The organism is Nonomuraea sp. NPDC005983, assembly GCF_040614375.1.
Lineage (GTDB): Bacteria > Actinomycetota > Actinomycetes > Streptosporangiales > Streptosporangiaceae > Nonomuraea.
In genome coordinates this window covers 1-20,680 of the sequence record NZ_JBEXUP010000007.1, presented here as the reverse complement: position 1 = coordinate 20,680, position 20,680 = coordinate 1, and the positions used below count along the sequence as shown (strand labels likewise).

The following is a 20,680-nucleotide window of genomic DNA, read 5'->3' as shown; positions in this document are numbered from 1 at the left end:
GACGATGGCCCCTCCCGCACCTGGGCGGGGCCATCCGCGCCACAGAAAAGCGACAGAAAGCCGCAGAAAGCCGTGGAAAGGGCGTCCGGTGGTGGCCCGCCCTTGTTTACGAGGTGCCGAAGCCGCGGAAGACCCCGTCGGCGTCGGCGCTGTCGGCGAACTCGAAGAAGTCCATGTTGGCGATGGAGAGATTGATCTGGATCGAGGGAAGTTCGGCGGGGATGACGCGGAACGTCCGGCCGCGCTCCTCCACCAGGTCGACGACCAGCACCGGCATCTCGGCCGACTCGAGGGCGGCGCTGTCGACGACGACGAGAATCGGGTTGGTGTAGCCGCGGGGCAGCAGCGCGAGGAGCTGATCGGACGTGAGACCCGCGTAGGCGGGATCGTTGACGACCTCCACCTCGTCCTGGAACTCCTCGACGAAGCTCTCCTCGTCCGTCACGCCGAGCGCCGCCCTGACGGCCTGCCACGCGTCCTGGCCGGAGAAACCGGTGCGCACCACGAGCAGGCCGCACGCCTCCGGCAGCACGGTCACTGGCACTTCCCCTTGAGCCAGGCGCTGAACTGGGGCGTGTAGTCGGTGGCCACCCGCTTGGCGCCGCTCTGGAGCGCCGCCTTCCACGCGTTCTCGTTCAGCGTCCACGAGGGAGGCGGCTCCTCCCACTTGGTGACCTCCGGCCAGACGGGCCCGCCGCTCAGCACCTGCGTCAGGCCCGCGGCGCTCACCTGCTTCCTGAGCTCGGCGGCGAGTGCGCTGTCGTGGGAGTACAGGATGATCTCCTGCGACCGGTAGCGCTCCTTGACGGGGTCGAGCACCTCGGCCCAGGCTCGCGACCTGATCGAGGCGTCGGAGCTGAGCAGCGACTGCCGGGTCTCCGGCTTGATCTCGACCAGCCCGACCATGCCGGAAGTCTGCATCGCGGCCAGCCACTCGCGGAAGGTGTGGACGGTCTCGCCCTTGAACGGGCCGCGGTCGATGGTCCGGCCCTTGAGCGCGGTGTCACCCGTTGCCCACCAGATGTCGGTGATGTTCTTCTTTGTGCCCGTCAATCCCCATGTGGAGGTGTTGTGCCACATGACGGCCTTGATGCCGTCCTTGGTGAGCTGCAGATCAGCCTCGACGCCTGACGCGCCCCAGGCCTTGTACTGACGGATGGCCGTGGGATTGTTGGGCTGACGCACCTGATCCCGCTCCCAGGGGTTGGCGCCGGTGGGGTAGCCACCGTGCCCGAAGATCTGTGGGCACGCGGGCAGGGCGGAGGCCGGAGCGGTGAGCGACGAGGCCACCATCAACGCGGCGAGGAAGACTGCCAAGACTCACACCTTTCGATCTTGTTGTCCCCGCACTCTGCCATATCCGGCGGGCGTGACGCCTCTCACGAGTAGGCCCTTCGCTCCCTCCAGCCGGGCGCCCGTGAGGTCCGCGCCGGACAGGTCGGCGTGCTCGAAATCGGCCTCCCTCAGATCGGCACCGGACAGGTCGGCGCGCGCCTAGGGAGGCACGCCGCCCAGGTTCAGCATCTGGAGGGGCTCGTCGTACGTCGGATCAGAGCCATCCTGGGACGGGCGCCAAGAAAGCATGATCGCCACCATGGCGAGCCACTTCCGGCCTTCAGGGCGTTTCGTCGCCCCCGTGCCGCCTCCGGACTCAGCCGGAGCGAGACTCACGTGCCGTCTTCGGGCTCAGCCGAAGCGAGCGCCCTCATGCACGCGACCTCCAGCCCCAGCAGAAGGAGCACCCGAACAGGCAAGCGCGAAGCACAGCGGCAAAACGCCGCGCCCTGCATGATTTCTAGCCTGTCACTGGAGAAGCTCACCCCTCTGGTGCTTCGCCATACTCGGGTGAGTAGTGCGCGCTGGAGGCGTGCATCGGCATCGACTGCAGGTCCCTGGCGACAAGGTCCGCGGCTCTCACGGGGTCCCCGCCCGCGTGGTCACGTAGCGGTTCGATCGACAAATGACGGGTGTCACCGTAGAGGGACAGGACGAGACCGGGCTCGCATATCTCGCCACACAAACCGAACTCGAGATCAGGCATCCGGGCGTGCAGCGCCTCAGTAAGGTCGGCGGCGAAGGCGTCACGAACGGCGCGCGCCACGGGATCACACTCGCGCAGCGCCTCAGCAATGGCCTCGTCCTCGTAATCCTCCAGGTACGGCACCAGCGCCGGGTCCCCGAGGCAGGCGATCGCCGTCAGCATGGAGCCGCTGACCGAGCCGCTGCCCAGGACTCTCTCGGCGTGCGGCACGATCCGGCGATCCCGGCGACGGGCCAGCCCGGCGATCGCCTCCTCCCGCACCTCGCTGAACCCGTCATGAACGCGTGCCCACAACGCCTCCCGGATAGCCATGCCATCGGCCTGGCACTGGGTCCCCAAGGCGAACGTCGCCCAGTTGCGGACGTCGTCCTCAGGGTCGCTGCTCAGCCGGATCAGCACCTCGATCACCGTGTCGCTCACCTCGCCAGTCATCGGCAGCGACGACGCTACGTACTCTCGGACATCCTTGGCGGGATGGTCGGCCAGACGCAGCAGCATAGGCACGGCCCTCTCGTCAGCTGTGCAGCCCAGCGCCCGCGCGATCGCGGCTTGGACCACGCCATCGGTCTCCAGCGCGACCAGTTCCAGGCAAGCGAACAGCACCGGCTCCCGCGACGACTCCTCGATCTGCGCCAGGCTGCCGAGCAGGTCGAACCCGATCTTGCGCTCGGCCGGATCGAGCGACCTCGCCATCGTGAAGCCCAGCCCGGACGCAGTCTTCGGGTTCTCCGTCGCCTTCGTCACCAGCTCCCACACCCGGTCGACATCGCCCGGGCAGGTGGCGTTCCTGGTCAGCTCGACCGCTTCGGCGATGAATTCCATGAGGGGAATGGTCGCGCGCCCGTGCGCCCCTCGGCCAAGCATTTCTTTCGGTCAGTCAGCGCGGCGTCACCGAACCCTGCGACGTCCCTAGGGGACATGTGACCATCTCGGGGAGAGGTACGGCAGGTCTGCCGAGGCGTAGAGCACGACGATCAAGCTCACCACGGCCGCGAACCAGGCGACTGTGACGACCGGGCCAAGGACGGCGTAGCCATACCCGGCCAGCACGCCAGGCCATCCCAGTGCGACCACAGCCCAGCGCAGCACGTCGAGGAGTGCTGCTCTGGAGACGTTGCCGCCAGAACGGACCCGTCGGACGACAGGGTCGACCACCAGCCAGACGGCGATCAGGGCGCCGGCGGCGGTGATGGCGCCGATCGCTCGCCTGACAGGCGAATCATCAGCGGCGGACAGAATAAGGATGGCGATCTCTGCCCAGACCATGGCGACGGCCATGGCGTGGGCTCGGTCGAAGCCGTCGTCGCCGGATCGCCGCAACTGCGACAGCCCGGACGCGCACAGTCCCCACCCCACGGGGTCGAGCAGCACGTCGAAGCCGTCGATGCGAAGAGCGCCGAAAGCGAAGACCAAGCCCATGGCGATCTTCGTGACCGGCAGCAATCCCGCCTGGGCGGACTCGGGTGAGGGGCCTTTCAGAACCACTCCGGGCTCACCGCCTCGTTGCAGATCTTGCTGGCGAGCCCACGCTGCCAGGCGATCGGCAGACTCCTCGAGGGGCCGTTCAACTGCCCCGAACTCCAGATCACCTCCGCTGATCCGGTGCCCAGCCAGGTCTGGTATGTGAAGCGGATCGGCCGAGGCTCGTGCGGCACCGCGGCGCAGTCGGTGATGACCACGCGTCTCGTGAGAACCTTCGTGCCACCAAACCGCGCGGTGAGCGTGGCATGTTCGTTGCGACCCTTGTCAGGAGGCAGGAAACGTAGGCCGGGAATGTCAGCCGAGATCCCGGTGAGCGTGAAGGTCACCCACCCCTCGTTTTCGACTTCGATAACGACGTCGCTGTAGAGGACACCTTTCTGGTCCACATCGGCGTGAGAAAAGAACGTGTCGACGCTCCACCGGATATGCGGGGTTATCGCCCCCGTCCACCACAGACCCGCGGTCATGACCAGCAACGCCACGCAACCGTAGACCACAATCAGTAATCGCAGCCGGTAGGCACGCCACGAGGCGATACCGAATTGCTGCCATATATCGTCCGAAGCCACGATATCGAACCATATATGGTGGCACCTCGTGACGATACTCTCCTGGACTGCCGGCGCGATCACCGTGCTTGCGGCGGCCATGCCGGTCACCCGGGAGCGGCTCACCCGCTTCGCCGCACTGGCGGGTTTGTCCGTCACGCCGGACAACGCCCGCCAGGTCATTTACCACTTCGCCGGCTTGCGCCGGTGGCGCTTGATCGCCGTCACACTCGCCGCTCTTGTCACCGGACTCACCGATGACCCCTTCTATCTGGTCCTGGGCTGGTGCGCCGTCCCTGTCCTTCATGCGGTACGGCTGCCGCCCTCGGATGGCCAGGGGATCTATCGGAAGGCGTGGCTGCTGGGTTCGGGCGGAGCCGTGGTGGCGTCCGGCTTTCTGCTGGTGAACCAGGGCCCCACTCCGACGCGTCTGGCGCACGCCGCCATCGTGGTCATCGTGGCGGCAGCCGTACTGCTTGCCACCGCCCGGAAAATCGGAAGGCCCGATGAAATCGGGCAATGGTCGGCCCGAAGCCTTTATCTTTCTGGGACCGCCATCGTGTTATCGGGTGCGCTGCTCACACCTGGGCAACCGATACAGCTGGAGCTACCCGAGTATTCGATGCCCGCACAGTTTTCCGGCTCGACCGCCTCTTTCACGACGGTGAACAAAATCAAAGGCCCCAAGTGCCCGTGGTTTGACGAGATGGACGACCCGTGCCGTTGGTGGCTGGTGAACGGCCGCCCGTTCCCGCAGGCCGCGCCGTACATCATCCGCAAGGGCGGTGCCCCCCAGCGAGCCCCGCTCGTCCGCAGCCCCGACCATGAGGCCGTCGTCTACCTGGGCAGACACGATCGCCGCATGATCTATCAGGACGCCGACGGCACCCACCCCCTCACCGGCGTCCTCGCCGACACCGCGGTCCCCATCGTCGCATTCGCCAACCAGAGCAGGTACGTCGCCCTGGCCAAGGACAACGCGCAGATCACCGACACTTGGACGTGGGCCACAATCACCATCCTCGGCGCCCATCAGGTTCACGACATCAACCAGAACGGAGTCGTGGCGACGACGGCGTCTCATGTCCTGGTAGTCGACCACCTGGGTAGAACACGCATGACCCTGCCTCGCAGGAATCCCAGGGACACCTACAACCTCCACCCCGACGGAACCCGCCTCGTGGTCGTCAGAAGCGCCGACGAGCGCGTGGACACCTACGCCGTCAAGACAGGCAAGCGCCTGTCCAGCGTCGCCCTCAAGTTCCCCGGCGACGAATATCTCGGCACCGGTCTCGGCTGGTCAAAGGAGGGCCCCTTCCTGGTCCGCGGGTCCCTGTACGACCGCGTCTACCACCTGGACCTGACAACAGGCAGACTCTGGCGCCGCAAGCACTGACGCGTGAACACCGCACAGGCCGGTGGATCTGCGAGGTGGCGCTGGACGTGTGACGCCAGGAGCGATCTCTTGACCGGCACGCGTGAGCATGGCTTGGGCCAGTGGTTCCAGAGCCGTTTTCCCTGGTAGAGCGACTCTTACAGAGGTACACTAAACGTAGGCCTGTGGGACGACGAGGGAGTCTGACCCGAGAGCCCTCAAGAGGGCACAACGGAAGGACTGAGAGGCCGGAGCCGAAAGGCAACGGCGACCCCTAGTCACCTGATCCGGACCATACCGGCGAAGGGAGAGCGCCTCACAGGTCTTATGTTGCCCGCGAACGGGAACCCAGTGGGCGCGGCTGTCACGGCGCCCCATCTTTTAGCGGCACCACCTGCCCACGGCGACCACGGCCCCGGCACGGCCAAGCGCGAACCCGCCACAATCCCCATACGGCGAACCGCGAACGTGGCCAAGATAGGCCCCACCCCGACCACGATCCCGCTGGGGCGCAAGCGTGAAATCAAAACGCCCGAGCGAAGCGAGGCCATTTGGCCCGACGCTGGGGGGCTCGGGGGGTTATCCCCCCGTTTAAACGACGAGGGGACCCGAGGGAGCCAGCCCGAAGGGCTAGCGACCATAGGTCCCCAATTCACCGAGTGGAGCTATGGGGATTCGAACCCCAGACCTCCTCCATGCCATGGAGGCGCGCTACCAACTGCGCCATAGCCCCTTGCTGCGTGGCCTAGTCTATAGGACTTCCCGCGCTCTCAAGTACGCCGCAAAAGGCAGGTATGCGCAGGGTCAGAGGTTGCTACTGTCCGTGGCATGTCGGAGGCCCTGCCCCCTGGTTACGCAACGATGTTGGCCGCTCGCGGAATCCTCGGCGAGCCTAGGACGCCACCGTGTGAGCCTGTTCGATGAGCGTGGCGAGCTCGTTCACCATCGGGTCCTCCGCGGCCTGGGCCAGGCGTTTCGCCTGTTCGCCGAGCGCGGGCAGGTCCAGCCCGAACGCCTCCCTGTCGCGCATGTAGACGGCGAAGGCGGCGGCGACCACGTCCACCTGGAATCTGAGGGGCGCCTTGTCCCAGACCGATCCGGCCAGTTCGCCGACGTCCACGGACGTGCCGGCCTCGGCTGGGCTCCTGGTGTCGGGGTCCTGCCAGCGGACGGTGGCCTGGGCGAGTTGCCCTCTCGCGCCCGGCTTGAGGCGGACCGAGTACAGGGCGGTGACGGCGTGGCCGGGGCCGACCTCGCCGCCGTCGTGGCTGTCGTCGCGGAAGTCCTCGGTGGTGAGGGCCCGGTTCTCGTAGCCGATGAGCTGGTAGCTCTCCACGACCGACGGGTTGAACACGACCTGCGCCTTGGCGTCGCGGGCGCGCAGTTCGATGGTGGCGGGCAGCTGGGTGGTGAAGATCTTCTCGGCGTCCTCCGGGGTGCTGACGTACACGGCGGCGCCGTCGCCGTTGTCGGCGAGCTGTTCCATCAGCTCGTCGCCGTAGTCGCGGCCCACGCCCACGCTGAGCAGGGTGATCTGCCTGCCGGCGTACTCCTTGACCCGGTCCAGGATCGCCTGCCACTCCGTGCTGCCCTGGTTGGCGAGGCCGTCCGAGAGCAGGATGACCCGGTTCGTGGCGGCGGTCCTGAACGCGTCGGCGGCCACCCGGTAGCCGGTGACCAGCCCGGATTCCAGGTTCGTGCCGCCCTGGACGGCGAGCCGGTCCACGGCGGCGTGCAGGTCTGCGCGGGCGGCCAGCGGCGTCATCGTCGCCAGGACGTCCGCCTCGTCGCTGAAGGAGACGATCGACACCTGGTCGCCGGGCGCGAGCTGGTCGATCAGCGTGTGCAGCGCCTGCTTGACGAGGTCGAGCCTGCCTGGTTCGGCCATCGATCCGGAGACGTCGATGACGAAGGTGAGGTTGGCCGGTCGCCGCGCGGCGGCGTCGGATGCGCGCGTCTGCAGGCCGACGCGCAGCACGGCGCCGTCACGTGACGGCATCCTGGCGCCGTCGACGTGGACGGTGAAGCCGTCGTCGCGCGGCTGCGCGTAGTCCTGCCTGAAGGAGTTGACGAACTCTTCCGGACGGATCTTCGCAGGTTCCGGCCAGCGCCCTTCCTGCAGGGTGCGGCGGGCGTAGGTGTACGAGGCGGTGTCCACGTCGAGGGCGAAGGTGGAGATCTGCGCCTGGGTCGTGTCCTGCTCGCCGGTGGTCTTCTCGGCCTGGGGCTCGGCCTGGGGCTCAGAGTCGGGCCGGGCCGGGGCGTTCGTCGGGCGTGGCGCCTGCGCGTGTTCGGCGGCCCTGCCAGGAGAGCCCGGGCCGCCGCCGCACGCGGCGAGCCCGAGCAGCGCCACAAGCCCGACGCTGATCACTAAAGGACGAAATTTCATGGAAACCACCTCCACGCCGTACGACGGACCCGCAGGTCAGTCGGCCGGGTCGGTGACGCAAGCGAGCGCAAACCGCGATCAGCACGTGATCGGCCGTCACCGAACCGACATCCGCGGCCCCGATGAGGTGGCCGCCGATGCGCAGGAGCAGCCCCGATCGTGTCCCGGAAGGGCCTCTTCCGTTATCGACCCGCGCTCCCCCGAGGTGGTCTCCTGACCGCTACGCCGTCCAGGACGGGTCGCGGCCGATGATCCCGAGAGCCCGGTCGAGGGCGGGCGCGTCGTCCGGCACCGCGACCTCCTCGCCGAACGCCCCCCGCTGCCTGCCGGTCGGCGCCATCTGCTGGACGAACCCCAGCAGCACGACGGCCTCCTCCTCGTTGATCTCGTACGTCCGGCCGGTGGCCTTGGCCAGGTCCCAGCCGTGGGCGAGCAGGTCGCACAGGCACATCGAGGCGAGCACGGGCTTGGGCAGGCCCAGGCCGGGGCTGACCCCCTCCCACGCCTCCGGCCGCTCCCAGACGGCCAGCATCCGCTCGGCCCGCTCGCGGAAGTCGCCGGAGTACTCCTTCTCCGGGATCATCGGCCCGTCCGCGGCCAGCGACTCGAACAGCGAGGCGCCCCACTCCAGGTGGTTGATCAGCGCCTTGACGTCGTACTCCGCGCACGGGGTGGGCAGCGCGTGCTGCTCCTCCCCGATGCTCTCCACCAGGTCCGCGGTGCGGCGGGTGGCGTTCCTCAACAACGGCAGCATCTGCTCCATGCGTCCAGCATGCCCCATCAGCCACATGGTCTCAGCGCCGCCTCCTCCACCCGGATCCGCACCGTGAGCAGCACCGCGTTGGCCGCGGTGAAGGCGATCGCGGTGAGCCAGGCCGTGTGGACGAGCGGCAGCGCGATCCCCTCCGCGACGACCGCCACGTAGTTCGGGTGGCGGATCCAGCGGTACGGGCCGCGCTCGACGAGCGGCATCCCCGGCACCACGACGATCCGGGTGTTCCACTGGCTGCCCAGGGTGGCGACGCACCACCAGCGCAGCCCCTGGGCGAGCAGCACGACCGCGAGCATGGGCCAGCCGAGCGCCGGGAGGAACGGCCGGTGGAGCAGCCACACCTCGGCGGGCGCGGCCACCAGGAGCCCGGCGTGCGCGGCGACGATCCAGGCGTAGTGCCCCGCGCCGTACTCGACGCCGCCCTTCGACCTGGCCCAGGCCAGGTGGCGGCGGGCTACGACCAGCTCGGCCAGCCGCTCGGCGGCGACCAGCAGGATCAGGACCGGGTAGGCGATCACCAGTGCAGCAGGAGCAGTTCGGCGGAGAAGCCGGGGCCCAGGGCCATGAGCACGGCCGGTTCGCCTGTCAGGCCGCGCGTCTCCTGCAGCACGTGCAGGACGGAGACCGAGGACAGGTTGCCGTGCTCGCGCAGCGACCGCCAGGTGACGGCCAGCGCCTCTTCTGGCAGGCCGAGCGACTCGGTGATCTTCTCGATGACGCGGGGGCCTCCCGGATGGCAGATCCAGGTGCCGACCTGCTCGGGGGTGTGCCCGTGGTCGGCGAGGAAGCTCCTGACGTCGCCGCCGAGGACCTGCCCGACGAAGTCGGTGAGCCCGGGGTCGAGCATGATACGGAAGCCGTGCTCGCCGATCTTCCAGCCCATGAGGTGCTGGGTGCCGGGGTAGAGCTTGCTGCGGGTGGCGACGACCTCCCTGCCATGGCCGCGTCCGGAGGCCACGACGGCCGCCGCGCCATCGCCGAACAGGCCGCTGGCGATGAGGTTGGCGACGGAGTCGTCGTCGCGCTGGACGGTCAGCGAGCACAGTTCCACGCAGACGAGCAGCGCGACGTGTCCCGGCCAGCCGCGCAGGTAGTCGCGCAGGCGTGACAGTCCCGCCGCTCCGGCGGCGCAGCCCAGGCCGAACATCGGCAGGCGCCTGACGTCCGGGCGCAGACCCGCGCGCTGGGCGAGCCTGGCGTCGAGTGACGGCGTGGCCAGGCCGGTGCTGGAGCAGAACACCAGGAGGTCCACCTTCCCGGGGGTCACGCCCGCCTTGGCGAGCGCGCCCCGCGCGGCCCGCTCCGACAGGTCGAGCGCGATGTCGACGTACTGCTCGTTGGCGCGGGTGAAGGAATCGAGCTTGGCGTAGTCCTCCAGCGGCAGCGCGAGGTTCCTGCCCCGCACCCCAGTCGCCTCGTGGAAGCGCTTGATCAGTTCGGGGTCGGCGTCCGTCACCTGACAGAACGCCTCGGTGATCTCCGCCTGCTCGTAGCGGTGATCAGGCAGAACCGTCTGGACCCCCGAAATGTACATGCGCTTCTCCTGCCGCTGAGAGGGCCCGACTAACATGCGGGCACGCCGATCCCCGCGCCTTCGCGCACCGTCGCGGTGCTCTCCCCAACGTGGCCAACGCGGTGGCGCGCCGCCTGGTGATCCCCCCGCACAGGGACGGCGGCCAGGACCGGCGCTCCTTCAGCGCGTGAGCGTCACAGGCCCAGGCGCCAGAGTGAGGTGACCTCGGCGGCGCGGGCGGCGTGCAGCGGGTCGGCGGCGTCGTGCGGGCGGCGGTGCCCGGGCCTGGCGTCGAGCCGGTCCACGACGCGGACGCCCGCCCGTTCGAAGGCGCCCAGCAGGTCGGCGCGGGTGCGTAGGCCCAGGTGCTCGGCCAGGTCGGACATGACCAGCCAGCCCTCGCCGCCGGGCTCCAGGTGGTCGGCGAGACCGTCGAGGAAGCCGCCGAGCATCCGCCCGCCGGGGTCGTAGACGGCCTGGTCGAGCGGCGAGGACGGCTTGGCGGGCAGCCAGGGCGGGTTGCACACCACCAGCTGCGCCCGCCCCGGCGGGAACAGGTCGGTCTCGGTCACCTCGACGCTGCCGGCCAGGCCCAGGCGTGCCACGTTCTCGCGGGCGCACGCGACCGCGAGCGGGTCGCAGTCGGTGGCCACCACGTGCCCGGCGCCCCTCCTGGCCAGGACCGCGGCGAGCACCCCCGTCCCCGTCCCGATGTCGAAGGCGGTGCCGAGCGTCCGGGCGGGCAGCGGCGCGGCGGCGACCAGGTCGACGTACTCGCCGCGGACCGGCGAGAACACCCCGTGATGGGGGTGGATGCGGGCGCCGAGCGCGGGGATCTCCACTCCCTTCTCGCGCCACTCGTGCGCGCCGATCAGCCCGAGCAGCTCGCGCAGCTGCCCCACGGCCGGGCCGGCGGCGCCGCCGTACACCTCCTCGCAGGCCACGCGGACGTCGGGCGCCCGCCTGAGCGGGATCACATGGCCCGCGTCGAAGGGGATCAGCAGCATGCCCAGCGTGCGCGCCCGCTGTGAGCGGGCCTGGCGGTAGCGGTGGAAGTCGCCGGGCTCCGCGGGCTTGCAGCGGCGAGCCATCGCCCGCAGCAGCTGCCGGGCGTTCTGGAAGTCACCCCTCCACAGCAGCGCGGTGCCCTCGCAGGCCATGCGGTAGGCGGTGTCGGCCGGCAGCCGGTCGTCGGCGATCACGACACGCTTCGGCGGCGCCGCCCCAGACGCGGAACGCCAGACGGCGGAGTGTTCCTGTCCTTCTTCGGTCCACGTGATCATCAGAGCTCGACCGTTTCACGGACCACCGCCCCGGGTCCACCGGTTTTACCCAGGGGTGCCGCAGATGGTGATCGTGGCGGCGCTGGTGGTTCTCGGCCTCGGCGCGGTGGCGCTGCTCAACGGTGACGGCGCGCCGGGCTCAGATCCGATAGTCGAAGACGTAGGAGTGCGAGCCGTCCGGGGCGATGAGGATCTCCATCTCGCCCCTGAGGCCGCGCAGCTCGCCGGTGCCGGAGTCCGGCACGACCCTGATGCGCAGCGACTGCTCGCCGCGGTCGCTGACGGCGTCGTGCTGGACGACGAAGCTGCCCGCCCGCCCGTGCAAGGTCCCCTCGATGCGTTCCATCGCGACGTAGGACCGCGACTCGGCCACCTCGGTCGAGGCGACGGTCAGGGTGACGACGCTGGTGGCCGTCAGGTCCCCGTGGAAGGTCTTGGTCATCGTGACGTGGCCGAGCGAGACGCCGTCGCGCTCGTCGTACGGCGCCTGGGCGTTCCAGTCGGCGGTCTCGAAGGTTCCCTTGGCTGTCATGAGCTCTACCATGCCGGACGTACCTGTCAGCTTCCGTCAGGTACAGCGTGTTTGCCAGGTTCGCGGCTGTGACGCTAGGTTCTCCTGCGTCTCAGGAGGTGTGCCTTGCTCTACCTGTCCGAGGGCCTGGGCCTGGTCACGCTGGTGCTCTGGCTGTACTGCCTGTTCGATGCGATCACGACGCCGGAGGCCGACTGCCGCAACCTGCCGAAGGCCCTCTGGGTGATCATCGTGCTGTTCTTCCCGCTGATCGGCTCGATCGCCTGGCTGGTCGCCGGACGTCCGCAGCACGCGGGGGCGGCGCGTCCCGGCCGCTACCCGGAGTACGACCGTCCCGGCCGATTCGTCGCGACCAACCCCGACGACGACGAGGAGTTCCTGCGGCGCTGCCGTGAACGCGCCGAGGAACAGCGCAGGAACGCCCCGAAACCGCCGTCCGACGAGAGCTAGATCTTGATGACGGTCTTGCCGCGCGCGTGACCGTGCGCGATGTCCCGCAGCAGCGCGGGAGCCTGGTCGAAGGGCACCTGCGACTCGATGTGGACGCGCAGCTGACCCCCGTCGATGAGGTCGGCGAGCACCGACAGGAGCTGGCCGGTGGGCTTGACCAGCAGGTTGACGGCGCGGATCTCGCGGTAGGAGGGCGAGGAGGGGTCGAGGGAGTGGATGGTGCTGATGATGACGCCGCCCGGGTGCAGCAGCTCGGCCATCTGCTCGATCGAGTCGGCGGGGCTGACCAGGTCGAAGACCGCGTCGAGGCCGTCGGGGTGACGGTCGAGCACCTGCTCGGCGATCGGGCTGACGAGACGGTCCGCGATCTCGACCGCGCCCAGTTCCCGCATCAGCTCGTCGGCGTCGGGTGACGCGCTCGCGATGACGCGGGCGCCGCGCAGCGCGGCGAGCTGGATGGCGCTCTGGCCGACTCCGCCGGTGGCGCCGACGATCAGGACGGTCTGCCCGGTGTCGAGCCTGGCGGTCTCGACCAGGTCGTGGGCCGTGCAGGTGGCCGTCGGCACGGCCGCGGCCTGCTCGGCGATCATGCCCTTGGGCATCAGCGCGACGGGCCCGTCCTGGGAGACGACGCCGTACTCGGCGTAGCTGCCGAGCCCGCGCGCGGTGTCCAGGAAGCGCCCGTAGACCTCGTCGCCCGGCTTGAACCGGGTGACCTCCACGCCGACGGCCTCGACGACGCCGGCCCCGTCGACTCCCAGGATCATCGGGAAGCGGTAGGGCATCGTGTTCTTCATCGCACCGCTCGCGATCTTCAGATCGACGGGGTTGTACCCGGCGGCGCGGATCCGGACGAACAGCTCGTCCGGTGCCGGCTCCGGCGCGGGCAGCTGCACGATCTCTGGATCTGCGCCGAATTCCGTGATGGCGATGGCACGCACGACAAACTCCCGTCGACGACTGAAACGGCCGAGGTGGACGTCCCCTGGGCCATTCGCCGCCAACCTGGCCATGGAGCTTCTTAGGGGGAGTTTTGCCCCGGTTAGAACCCTTGGGCGAGCCGGTAGTACGCCTGGTTCCAGCGCAGTTCCTTGGCGAACTGCCAGTCCGAGGTACGGCTAGCGCCGGACCGTGCTCCCCCGGTGGACGAACGTGGGGGGAACCACGAGCCGCTCCCGCCCCTGCCCGCCCTCGACGTGCCTGAGCAGCACCTCGATGCTGCGCCTGCCGACAGCGCCGAAGTCCTGCCTGATGGTGGTGAGCGGAGGCGAGAAGAACTCCGACTCGGGGAACCGACCGAAGAAGCCACTGCGTTGCGGCACGATCACGACGTCCCCGACCCTGGTGATCACGAGGTCCACCGCACGCCGACCTCCGGTCACGCGCCCGCGAGCAGGTCAGGGAAGCGTGACGTACTTGCCGAGGAAGTGCCGGGCCGTGGCGGTATCCAGGCGGTAGTCGTAGTTGGCCGCCTTGCAGGCGTTGTCGGCCCCGGTGATGGTGGTGGCGACGAGCAGGTGCGAGGTGGGGCCTCCCAGGAAGTTCGGGCCGCCCGAGTCGCCGAAGCAGGTGCTGCCGTCACCCTTGGAGTGGTCGATTGTCAGGTCGAGCCACCTGCGGGAGAGGTTTTTGAAGGAGATGGAGGCCTGGTTGCGGGTGTCGGTGTAGATGAACCGCCGCCCGTGCGTCTTCTTCTTTTTCGGGGCCAGAGAGCCGTACCCGACGGGAGTGAATCGCGCCGACTTCAGCTGATTATCGGCTTCGAGCTGGTCGAGCATGCCCAAACCGGGCAATTGGGCGGGCTTAATGCCGGGGATGGCGGCGTCGAAGACGACCACGGCCATGTCGTGGAGCCCAGCCTCTTCGCGGTAGCGCGGGTCCGCTATGTAGCGACCGGTATAGATCTGGCTCCCAGGCTTGTAGTGACTGGCGAAGGAGACCCGGGCGGTCTTCATCTTCCCCTCTCCGCAGTGGGCGGCGGTGAGGAAGACGGTGGGCGAGATGAGCGTGCCGGTGCAGTAGGCCCACGTGCCGTCGGGGTGCGGTTCTTCGGCGATGAGGGCTCCCACTTCTGGGTGAGCGTCTCCGTCAGCGGTGCCGTTGGTGATGGCCGATGCGGGGGTGGCGACAGTCATGACAATTACCAGAGGAATCATGACAAAAGGGACAAAACGCATTGGGGAAGTGTAGCCGCCCATAGCCTCCACATGACACACGCGGTAAAAAGATCTACTCACCACCAGTCAGGAGCCAGGTGAAACCAGCCCTGTCTCGTGACGGCTGAGCCTGCTCGGCACGCCACTGCCGCACGTTCACAGGCCCGAACACGCAAAACGGGGGTGTCCTGGTGGACACCCCCGCTGTTACCGACAGAAGCGAGCATCGGCCCCCCGGGGCCCAGTCCTGCCGATTCACCTGCGCGGCAGCTCGTCGAGTCCTTCGTCACCGCGCTGCACGAGGGCCGACCGAAGCTGATCCTCTCCGGCATCCAGGAGAGCGTCGACAGTCACCGGGTGGTCTTCGCCGCCGAACGCTCTCGCCGAACCGGGCAGACCATCACCTTGGCCTGACGTCCGGCGTCACCTCACGGCCACCGACGCAAGAGCGCGCGGGGTGGACTGTTCAGCGTGGATGCGCCGGCACCGGCGACGAGCAGGGTGAGGAACCACAGGGCCGGAACAGCAGAAGCGGCGGTGTCTCTTCAGACACCGCCGCCGCGGATACCTCGACGCTCCTCGCCACCGCCCTTGCAGAACCGTGTTCGAGTAACGCTACTTGGGTGGAGCTATGGGGATTCGAACCCCAGACCTCCTCCATGCCATGGAGGCACGCTACCAACTGCGCCATAGCCCCTTGCGATGCGTCGCCAAGTGTATCGGAATACGGGCGCCCTCGTGTCACGCCGAGCCGTCCGTGATACGTCATAGGTTTTGTGTCGACTTTCGATGAGCACCGGAGCCTGCTGACGGGTGTCGCCTACCGGATTCTGGGCAGCGTCGCCGACGCCGAGGACGTCGTGCAGGAGGCGTGGCTGCGCTGGTCAGCGGTGGACGAGGCAGCCGTGGCCGATCCGAGGGCGTACCTGATGCGGGTGACGTCGAGGCTGGCGCTCGATCGGCTGCGGTGGGCGAAGTCGCGGCGGGAGTCGTACGTCGGCCCGTGGCTGCCGGAGCCGATCAGTACGGCGCCTGACGTGGCGGAGCACGCCGAGCTGGCCGATTCGCTGGAGTTGGCGCTGCTGGTGGTGCTGGAGACGTTGTCGCCGTTGGAGCGGGCGGTGTTCGTGCTGCGGGAGGCGTTCGACCTGCCGTTCTCGGAGATCGCGGAGGTGATCGGGCGGGCGGAGCCCGCGACCCGGCAGCTGGCGAAGCGGGCCCGTGATCACGTGCAGGAGAAGCGGCCGCGCTTCGACGTGGATCTGGGCGAGCGCAGGAGGATCACGGAGCGGTTCATCCACGCGTCCGTCAACGGCGATCTGGGCGGGTTGATCGAGCTGTTCTCCAGCGACGTCACGCTGGTCGGCGACGGCGGCGGTAAGGCGAGGTCACCGCTGCGCGCTCTCACCGGGGCCGGCAACGTCACCCAGTTCCTCATGTCGACCAGGACGCCTGAGGGCATCGCGAAGTTCATGGCGTCGATCGGCGTCCAGGACTACACGGACTTCTCGTACGGCGTGCAGGACGTGAACGGCGGCCCGGCGATGGTGCTGCTCGCCGGGGGCCGGGTGGTGACGGTCATCTCCCTGCTGGTCTCGGACGGCAGGATCGACACGATCTACCTCCTCGCCAACCCCGACAAGATCGCCCACCTGCCGTGGGGCGGAACCGCCGCACGGCCAGGCGGGTAACCGGTCAGGCGGCACGCCGGACCATCGGGATGCCCGCTTCGCGGACGAGCGCGCAGAGGTCGACGCCGGTGGCTCGCAGAATCCGTCCGGCGCCGTTGGAGCCGTCGGCGAGCAGCCCCCACAGCAGGCGCTCGCCCGTGACGGGCCCGGGCCGCGACATGGCCACCTCGACCGCCTTCCGCGCGTGCGCGGCGAGCGGGATCGCCCCGAGCGGCCCGTACAGGGTGACGCGCAGCGGCCTGACGCGGGAGCGGGTCAGCCGCCACAGAGCCGAGTCGTCGGTTCCGGCCCGGGTGCGGCGGTGGACGGCGTCGAGGTCGATGCCGAGCGTGGCGAGCAGCGTGCGCGCGTCGCCGGTGTCGAGGTGTTCCCGTAGGTCCTCGGCGGTCGCGGTGAAAGTGTCGAGCGCGAAGGGACGCACCTCGGCCAGCCCGAGCAGCAGCAGCTCGGCGGGGAGCGCGGGACGTCCGGCGTCGAGGGCGTGGGTGCCGGCCTTGATGACGGCGCGGCGGGCGGCCTCGGTGAACCTGGCGAACAAGGACTACCTCCTGACCCGGCGGGCGTGCTTGCGATGGGCGGACTGCCGTTTGACTCCGAGCGCGTCCGCGATCTGCTCCCAGGACCAGCCCTGGGCGCGCGCGTTGGACACGTGCGTGGCCTCCAGCTCTTCCAGCAGGGCTCTGAGGGCGGCGACCGCCGCCAGGCCGACGCCGGGGTCGCGATCACCGGCCGACTCGGCCAGTTCGGTGACTCTCATGGTGTCAGCATGTGCTGACAAGCACCCGCTTGTCAACACATGCTGACACTAGAGTCGCTCCGCCATCAAGGCGAGGATCGGGAGGGCGTCCGCCAGCCGGGCGCGCTCCTCGGGCGTGAGCGTGCTCACCGCCGCCTCCAGCCGTTCGGTGATGACCCGTTCGCGGTTGTTCAGCGCCGCCTTGCCCGGGTCCGAGATCGCGGTGATGACCCGGCGACCGTCGGCGGGGTCGGGCTCCCTGGACACCAGCCCCCGCCTGTCCAGGCCGCCCAGGACGGTGCCGACGGCCTGCGCCGTCACCTTCTCCAGGGCCGCCAGCTGGGCCGAGGTGTGCGGCCCGTCCCGATCGAGCCGCGACAGCACCGCGAGCTCGGTGAACGAGAGCTCGTCGTTCGAGGCGTTCGTGTAGAGCTGGCGGATGCGCCGGGCGAGGCGCCCCACGGCGATCCGCAAATCTTCTGAGAGCACAAAAGCAAGTCTAGCTTTATCAATCTGGCTTTGGTAACTTCGCGGCACTATGTGTTACGACGACGATGCGACACCACCCGCCCACAGCACGCCCATCACCTCGACGTCCGCCGGGGCCGTCCGCCTCACCTCGGCCGACGGCACCGCGTTCGCCGCCTACGAGGCCCGCCCCGGCGACCAGCGGGGGCCGGGCGTGGTCATCCTTCCTGACGTGCGCGGGTTGCACGGTTTCTACAAGCAGCTCGCCGTGCGGCTGGCCGAGCAGGGGCACCCGGCCATCGCCATCGACTACTACGGCCGCACGGCGACGGACGACAGCCGCGACGCCGACTTCCAGATCATGGAGCACGTCACCAAGCTCAACAGGGACGCCATCCAGGACGACATCATGGCCGCCGCCGACCACCTGGGCAGGCCCGCCGTCGCGCTCGGGTTCTGCATGGGCGGACGCAACGCGTTCCTCGCCTCGGCCCCGAGGTTCGGCTTCGCGGGCGTGATCGGCTTCTACGGCGCTCCGGGCATCGCGGGCCCGTACGGGCCGGGGCCGACCCAGCACGCATCAGAGCTGGACGCGCCGATCCTCGGCCTGTTCGGCGGTGCGGACCAGGGCATCCCGGCCGAGGCGGTGTCGGAGTTCGACCAGGCCCTGACGGCGGCAGGAGTCGAGCACGAGCTGGTCACCTATCCGGGCGCCCCGCACGGCTTCTTCGAGGCCCACGCCACCGGCCACGCCGCGGCCTGCCAGGACGCCTGGCAGCGGGTCCTGGCCTTCCTGGCCGCCCGCTAAGTACCGGAGGGTCGCACGGTGGTGCGCATGGTCAGCGCGGCGTCGTCCAGCGTCAGGCCGACCGTGACCTCGCCGAGCTCTGAGGTCCGCGACACGTGCGTGCCACCGCACGGGATCGCAGCCTCCCCCTCGGGCAGCGCGCAGTGCCAGGTGCGGCGGGCGGTGAGCCCGCGGTCGGGCACGTCGAGCCAGACGGGCACGTCGGCGGCCACCCACGCCTTGAGCCGGACGTTGGCGTCGTGGGCGACCTCGTCGAGGTCCAGCCCTTCGGCCGAGAACCCCTTCTTGCGCAGCGACTTGCCCAGCCGGTAGACGTCCACGCTGCCGTACGGCGCGATCCGCGAGGACGTGATCGCGCTCTGGTCGAAGTCGGGGTTCCCGAGCCCGTCGACCGCGACCTCCTTGCGCCAGCGGCCCGCCAGGGACGTATTGAGCGCGAGGGCCGCCAGATGGCAGGCGGTGTGACCGGCCGACAACCCCGCCCGGTACGCAGCGTCGACCGAGAGCTCGACTTCCGCGCCCACGTCGAGCGGGCTCTCGGTCAGATGGACGACCAGCCATTGCCAGCCGTCGGCGCCGCGCCGGACGGGGATGTCGGCCCCGAGGACGACCTCGCCGTCGTTCGACTGTGCCCCCGAGACGCAGTCGACGACCGGCAGCCCACCGATGGTGCCGTGGTCGGCGGGCTGGTCGGGCCAGGTGTGGTCGAGCGGGTGGAACGGCGTCTCGGCGACGATCAGACCGTGCAGGCCCCCCGCCTGCACGGCTCCGATGATCTCCGAACGCCCGCTCACCTGGCCATCTGGGAATGTGACTACTGTCGGGTTCACCTCTTCATCATCTCAGGCAGCTCGATCGCCTTCGGCAGCCGTTCGTCTTCCAGGTAGCGGTCGCGTCCCGCGTACAGGCCGGTGAACAGCTGCGCGACGAGCACACCGAAGATCAGCGTGTACGTCAGCGCCCAGCCGCCGGTCAGCTGGTGCAGCACACCCACGAGAAGCGGGCCGGCGCCCGCCATCAGATATCCGGCGCTCTGCCCGAAGGCGGACAGCGCGGCGGTCGCCTCCGGCGTGCGGGTGCGCAGTGCCAGCATCATCAGCGCCAGCGGGAACGAGCCCATGCCGATCGACACGAGCACCACCCAGACCAGCGCGGTGGAGCCGGGCGCGAACCAGAGCCCGAGGAAGCCGACCGTGTACGAGACGATCAGGCCCACCACGACCGGACGCTGGTCGCGGAAGCGCGAGGCGACCATCGGCACCAGGATCGACACCGGGATGTTCAGCGCGGTGAACACCCCGAGAATCACCCCGGCCTCGCTGGTGCTGAAGCCGCCGTCGACGAGGATGGTGGCGAGCCAGCCGAACATGATGTACGCGATCATCGACTGGGTGCCGAAGTAGATCGCGACCATCCAGGCCAGCTTGCTCCTGGCGAGCTGGCGGATGCCCGCGTCTCTCTGGCCGGTGTCGCGCTCCGGCTCACTGCGCAGCAGCGCAAGCCACGGAATGGCGGCGACGACGGCCAGCGCCGCCCACACGCCGAGCGCGATGTGCCAGTCGCCTGACGCGCGCTCGATCGGCACGGTCGCGGCGGCGGCGAGCATGGTGCCGACCGCCAGGGCCGTGGTGTAGACGGTGGTCATGATCCCGGTACGGGCCGGGAAGTGACGCTTGATCAGCGTCGGGATGAGCACGTTGCCGACGGCCCCGCCCGACAGCGCGACCGCGCTGCTCAGCAGGAACACCGGCGCCGAGTCGACGAGTGACCGGACCAGCAGGCCGGCGCCGAGCGTCACGAGCGCGAGCAGCAGCAGCCGGTGCTCGCCGACCCGCCTGGCCATCGTCGGGGTCACCGCGCCCACCGTGGCGAAGGCCAGGACGGGCAGCGTGGTGAGCAGTCCGGTGCCGACGCTCGACATGCCGAGCGCGGCGGCGAGCTGGTCGAGCAGCGGGCCGACGGAGGTGACGGCGGTGCGCAGGTTCAGCGCGGCGAGCACGATCCCCAGCACGAGGAGCCAGGCCAGGGAGCCGGTTCTGCCTCGGGACTCTTGGGCCAGCACGCTCATGGGGGACCGGTCCTCCACTCATCAAATCATGGGACGAATAACCTCACCAACAGTAGCAAAATCAACATTTATTCCTGACCATTGGGGCCCAACATGACAAACTTCCCAGCTCACGCCGGGGGCCCGAGGGCAAGCTCACAGGACAGACCGGTCCTGCAGGATGGTGTTAACGCCTGCGCAGCAGCCAGTACAGGCCCACCAGCGGCAGCACGAGGGGGATGAACAGGTACCCCTTGCCGTACACCGACCAGACCGTATCGTGCGGGAAGGCGGCCGCGTCGACGACGCTGGCGGTGCCGACGACCAGGACGCCGACCAGCTCGACGCCCAGCGCCGCCAGCGCGACCCGGCGCGCGCCGCGCGCCAGG

Annotated in this window: 25 protein-coding genes, 2 tRNA genes and 1 pseudogene; 5 read left to right on the top strand and 23 right to left on the bottom strand. The window is 69.2% G+C overall.

What is annotated here, in order from left to right:
• Positions 1–106 precede the first annotated feature (106 nt).
• From ABZ297_RS05685 to ABZ297_RS05660, 6 genes are all read right to left on the bottom strand, one after another.
• A complete protein-coding gene (locus ABZ297_RS05685; RefSeq protein ID WP_355339917.1) occupies positions 107–538 on the bottom strand; it encodes a hypothetical protein in 432 nt (143 codons plus the stop codon).
• Positions 535–1,317 carry a glycerophosphodiester phosphodiesterase family protein gene (locus ABZ297_RS05680; protein ID WP_355339914.1) on the bottom strand — a complete coding sequence of 261 codons (783 nt, stop codon included), beginning with the start codon at positions 1,315–1,317 and terminating at the stop codon, positions 535–537. The genes ABZ297_RS05685 and ABZ297_RS05680 overlap by 4 nt, the downstream gene beginning before the upstream one ends.
• Before the next feature lie 3 nt (positions 1,318–1,320).
• Complete coding sequence (locus tag ABZ297_RS05675) at positions 1,321–1,482, bottom strand: pentapeptide repeat-containing protein (protein WP_355340224.1); 162 nt, start codon at positions 1,480–1,482, stop codon at positions 1,321–1,323.
• A 334-nt stretch (positions 1,483–1,816) separates the two neighbouring features.
• A complete protein-coding gene (locus tag ABZ297_RS05670) occupies positions 1,817–2,863 on the bottom strand; it encodes a HEAT repeat domain-containing protein (protein WP_355339911.1) in 1,047 nt (348 codons plus the stop codon).
• Positions 2,864–2,950: 87 nt separating this feature from the next.
• The gene (locus ABZ297_RS05665; RefSeq protein ID WP_355339908.1) at positions 2,951–3,526 is read right to left on the bottom strand and encodes a hypothetical protein; all 576 of its coding nucleotides are present in this window, start codon (positions 3,524–3,526) and stop codon (positions 2,951–2,953) included.
• Positions 3,517–4,092 (bottom strand): hypothetical protein, encoded by a 576-nt coding sequence (locus ABZ297_RS05660; protein WP_355339905.1) that lies wholly within the window; start codon positions 4,090–4,092, stop codon positions 3,517–3,519. The genes ABZ297_RS05665 and ABZ297_RS05660 overlap by 10 nt, the downstream gene beginning before the upstream one ends.
• Positions 4,093–4,120: 28 nt before the next feature.
• Here ABZ297_RS05660 and ABZ297_RS05655 point away from each other — a divergent pair, with 28 nt between their 5' ends.
• Entirely contained in the window at positions 4,121–5,467 is a 1,347-nt protein-coding gene (locus tag ABZ297_RS05655; protein ID WP_355339902.1) for a hypothetical protein, read from the top strand.
• A gap of 639 nt (positions 5,468–6,106) precedes the next feature.
• Here ABZ297_RS05655 and ABZ297_RS05650 read toward each other — a convergent pair.
• Both ABZ297_RS05650 and ABZ297_RS05645 read right to left on the bottom strand, forming a co-directional pair.
• Positions 6,107–6,179: transfer RNA gene (locus ABZ297_RS05650), tRNA-Ala, on the bottom strand.
• Between the two features lie 159 nt (positions 6,180–6,338).
• Positions 6,339–7,835 (bottom strand): von Willebrand factor type A domain-containing protein, encoded by a 1,497-nt coding sequence (locus tag ABZ297_RS05645; protein ID WP_355339899.1) that lies wholly within the window; start codon positions 7,833–7,835, stop codon positions 6,339–6,341.
• On the opposite strand from ABZ297_RS05645, the gene ABZ297_RS05640 reads away from it, so the two are divergent.
• Positions 7,834–8,052 carry a hypothetical protein gene (locus tag ABZ297_RS05640; protein WP_355339896.1) on the top strand — a complete coding sequence of 73 codons (219 nt, stop codon included), beginning with the start codon at positions 7,834–7,836 and terminating at the stop codon, positions 8,050–8,052. The two genes, ABZ297_RS05645 and ABZ297_RS05640, sit on opposite strands and share 2 nt — an antisense overlap.
• A 3-nt stretch (positions 8,053–8,055) precedes the next feature.
• On the opposite strand, the gene ABZ297_RS05635 is transcribed toward ABZ297_RS05640, so the two are convergent.
• The 5 genes from ABZ297_RS05635 to ABZ297_RS05615 form a co-directional block, all read right to left on the bottom strand.
• Positions 8,056–8,598, bottom strand: coding sequence for a TIGR03086 family metal-binding protein (locus ABZ297_RS05635; protein ID WP_355339893.1), 543 nt, complete (start codon positions 8,596–8,598; stop codon positions 8,056–8,058).
• Between the two features lie 17 nt (positions 8,599–8,615).
• Positions 8,616–9,125 carry an isoprenylcysteine carboxyl methyltransferase family protein gene (locus ABZ297_RS05630; RefSeq protein WP_355339890.1) on the bottom strand — a complete coding sequence of 170 codons (510 nt, stop codon included), beginning with the start codon at positions 9,123–9,125 and terminating at the stop codon, positions 8,616–8,618.
• Complete coding sequence (locus tag ABZ297_RS05625; RefSeq protein ID WP_355339887.1) at positions 9,122–10,177, bottom strand: 3-oxoacyl-[acyl-carrier-protein] synthase III C-terminal domain-containing protein; 1,056 nt, start codon at positions 10,175–10,177, stop codon at positions 9,122–9,124. Before ABZ297_RS05625 ends, ABZ297_RS05630 begins: the two co-directional genes overlap by 4 nt.
• A gap of 137 nt (positions 10,178–10,314) precedes the next feature.
• On the bottom strand, positions 10,315–11,322 hold the full coding sequence (locus ABZ297_RS05620; RefSeq protein ID WP_355339884.1) for a class I SAM-dependent methyltransferase: 1,008 nt from the start codon (positions 11,320–11,322) through the stop codon (positions 10,315–10,317).
• A gap of 220 nt (positions 11,323–11,542) precedes the next feature.
• Positions 11,543–11,935 (bottom strand): DUF3224 domain-containing protein, encoded by a 393-nt coding sequence (locus tag ABZ297_RS05615; protein WP_355339881.1) that lies wholly within the window; start codon positions 11,933–11,935, stop codon positions 11,543–11,545.
• Between the two features lie 105 nt (positions 11,936–12,040).
• Between ABZ297_RS05615 and ABZ297_RS05610 the strand changes: the two genes are divergently transcribed.
• Positions 12,041–12,385, top strand: a complete 345-nt coding sequence (locus tag ABZ297_RS05610) for a PLD nuclease N-terminal domain-containing protein (RefSeq protein ID WP_355339878.1) — start codon at positions 12,041–12,043, stop codon at positions 12,383–12,385.
• Here the strand turns inward: ABZ297_RS05610 and ABZ297_RS05605 are convergent.
• From ABZ297_RS05605 to ABZ297_RS05590, 4 genes are all read right to left on the bottom strand, one after another.
• Positions 12,382–13,326, bottom strand: coding sequence for an NADP-dependent oxidoreductase (locus ABZ297_RS05605; RefSeq protein WP_355339875.1), 945 nt, complete (start codon positions 13,324–13,326; stop codon positions 12,382–12,384). The two genes, ABZ297_RS05610 and ABZ297_RS05605, sit on opposite strands and share 4 nt — an antisense overlap.
• Positions 13,327–13,503: 177 nt before the next feature.
• Complete coding sequence (locus tag ABZ297_RS05600) at positions 13,504–13,746, bottom strand: substrate-binding domain-containing protein (protein WP_355339872.1); 243 nt, start codon at positions 13,744–13,746, stop codon at positions 13,504–13,506.
• Between the two features lie 36 nt (positions 13,747–13,782).
• Positions 13,783–14,562 (bottom strand): trypsin-like serine protease, encoded by a 780-nt coding sequence (locus ABZ297_RS05595; protein WP_355339869.1) that lies wholly within the window; start codon positions 14,560–14,562, stop codon positions 13,783–13,785.
• Between the two features lie 603 nt (positions 14,563–15,165).
• Positions 15,166–15,238, bottom strand: a tRNA-Ala gene (locus ABZ297_RS05590).
• A 79-nt stretch (positions 15,239–15,317) separates the two neighbouring features.
• On the opposite strand from ABZ297_RS05590, the gene sigJ reads away from it, so the two are divergent.
• Positions 15,318–16,232, top strand: a complete 915-nt coding sequence (gene sigJ / locus ABZ297_RS05585; protein ID WP_355339866.1) for an RNA polymerase sigma factor SigJ — start codon at positions 15,318–15,320, stop codon at positions 16,230–16,232.
• A gap of 4 nt (positions 16,233–16,236) precedes the next feature.
• Here the strand turns inward: sigJ and ABZ297_RS05580 are convergent, their stop codons facing one another.
• Genes ABZ297_RS05580 through ABZ297_RS05570 form a run of 3 tightly spaced genes read right to left on the bottom strand, consistent with a single transcriptional unit; the run spans position 16,237 to position 17,457 of the window.
• On the bottom strand, positions 16,237–16,770 hold the full coding sequence (locus ABZ297_RS05580) for a Clp protease N-terminal domain-containing protein (protein ID WP_355339863.1): 534 nt from the start codon (positions 16,768–16,770) through the stop codon (positions 16,237–16,239).
• A 3-nt stretch (positions 16,771–16,773) separates the two neighbouring features.
• On the bottom strand, positions 16,774–16,989 hold the full coding sequence (locus tag ABZ297_RS05575) for a helix-turn-helix domain-containing protein (RefSeq protein WP_355339860.1): 216 nt from the start codon (positions 16,987–16,989) through the stop codon (positions 16,774–16,776).
• A 48-nt stretch (positions 16,990–17,037) separates the two neighbouring features.
• The gene (locus tag ABZ297_RS05570) at positions 17,038–17,457 is read right to left on the bottom strand and encodes a MarR family transcriptional regulator (RefSeq protein WP_355339857.1); all 420 of its coding nucleotides are present in this window, start codon (positions 17,455–17,457) and stop codon (positions 17,038–17,040) included.
• Positions 17,458–17,506: 49 nt separating this feature from the next.
• Between ABZ297_RS05570 and ABZ297_RS05565 the strand changes: the two genes are divergently transcribed.
• Positions 17,507–18,244 carry a dienelactone hydrolase family protein gene (locus ABZ297_RS05565; protein WP_355339854.1) on the top strand — a complete coding sequence of 246 codons (738 nt, stop codon included), beginning with the start codon at positions 17,507–17,509 and terminating at the stop codon, positions 18,242–18,244.
• On the opposite strand, the gene ABZ297_RS05560 is transcribed toward ABZ297_RS05565, so the two are convergent.
• From ABZ297_RS05560 to ABZ297_RS05550, 3 genes and pseudogenes are all read right to left on the bottom strand, one after another.
• Positions 18,241–19,038 carry a metal-dependent hydrolase gene (locus tag ABZ297_RS05560; protein ID WP_355339851.1) on the bottom strand — a complete coding sequence of 266 codons (798 nt, stop codon included), beginning with the start codon at positions 19,036–19,038 and terminating at the stop codon, positions 18,241–18,243. The two genes, ABZ297_RS05565 and ABZ297_RS05560, sit on opposite strands and share 4 nt — an antisense overlap.
• A gap of 32 nt (positions 19,039–19,070) precedes the next feature.
• Positions 19,071–20,330, bottom strand: a complete 1,260-nt coding sequence (locus tag ABZ297_RS05555; RefSeq protein ID WP_355339848.1) for an MFS transporter — start codon at positions 20,328–20,330, stop codon at positions 19,071–19,073.
• A 148-nt stretch (positions 20,331–20,478) separates the two neighbouring features.
• Positions 20,479–20,680, bottom strand: a pseudogene (locus ABZ297_RS05550) (hypothetical protein); the annotation flags it as partial.

Bases quoted from the DNA above. Each gene is read 5' to 3' on its own strand.
- ABZ297_RS05575 (WP_355339860.1), bottom strand. From the start codon at position 16,989: ATGAGAGTCACCGAACTGGCCGAGTCGGCCGGTGATCGCGACCCCGGC.
- ABZ297_RS05645 (WP_355339899.1), bottom strand. From the start codon at position 7,835: ATGAAATTTCGTCCTTTAGTGATCAGCGTCGGGCTTGTGGCGCTGCTC.
- ABZ297_RS05565 (WP_355339854.1), top strand. From the start codon at position 17,507: ATGTGTTACGACGACGATGCGACACCACCCGCCCACAGCACGCCCATC.
- ABZ297_RS05640 (WP_355339896.1), top strand. From the start codon at position 7,834: ATGGAAACCACCTCCACGCCGTACGACGGACCCGCAGGTCAGTCGGCC.
- ABZ297_RS05670 (WP_355339911.1), bottom strand. From the start codon at position 2,863: ATGGAATTCATCGCCGAAGCGGTCGAGCTGACCAGGAACGCCACCTGC.
- ABZ297_RS05615 (WP_355339881.1), bottom strand. From the start codon at position 11,935: ATGACAGCCAAGGGAACCTTCGAGACCGCCGACTGGAACGCCCAGGCG.
- ABZ297_RS05595 (WP_355339869.1), bottom strand. From the start codon at position 14,562: ATGCGTTTTGTCCCTTTTGTCATGATTCCTCTGGTAATTGTCATGACT.
- ABZ297_RS05625 (WP_355339887.1), bottom strand. From the start codon at position 10,177: ATGTTAGTCGGGCCCTCTCAGCGGCAGGAGAAGCGCATGTACATTTCG.
- ABZ297_RS05635 (WP_355339893.1), bottom strand. From the start codon at position 8,598: ATGGAGCAGATGCTGCCGTTGTTGAGGAACGCCACCCGCCGCACCGCG.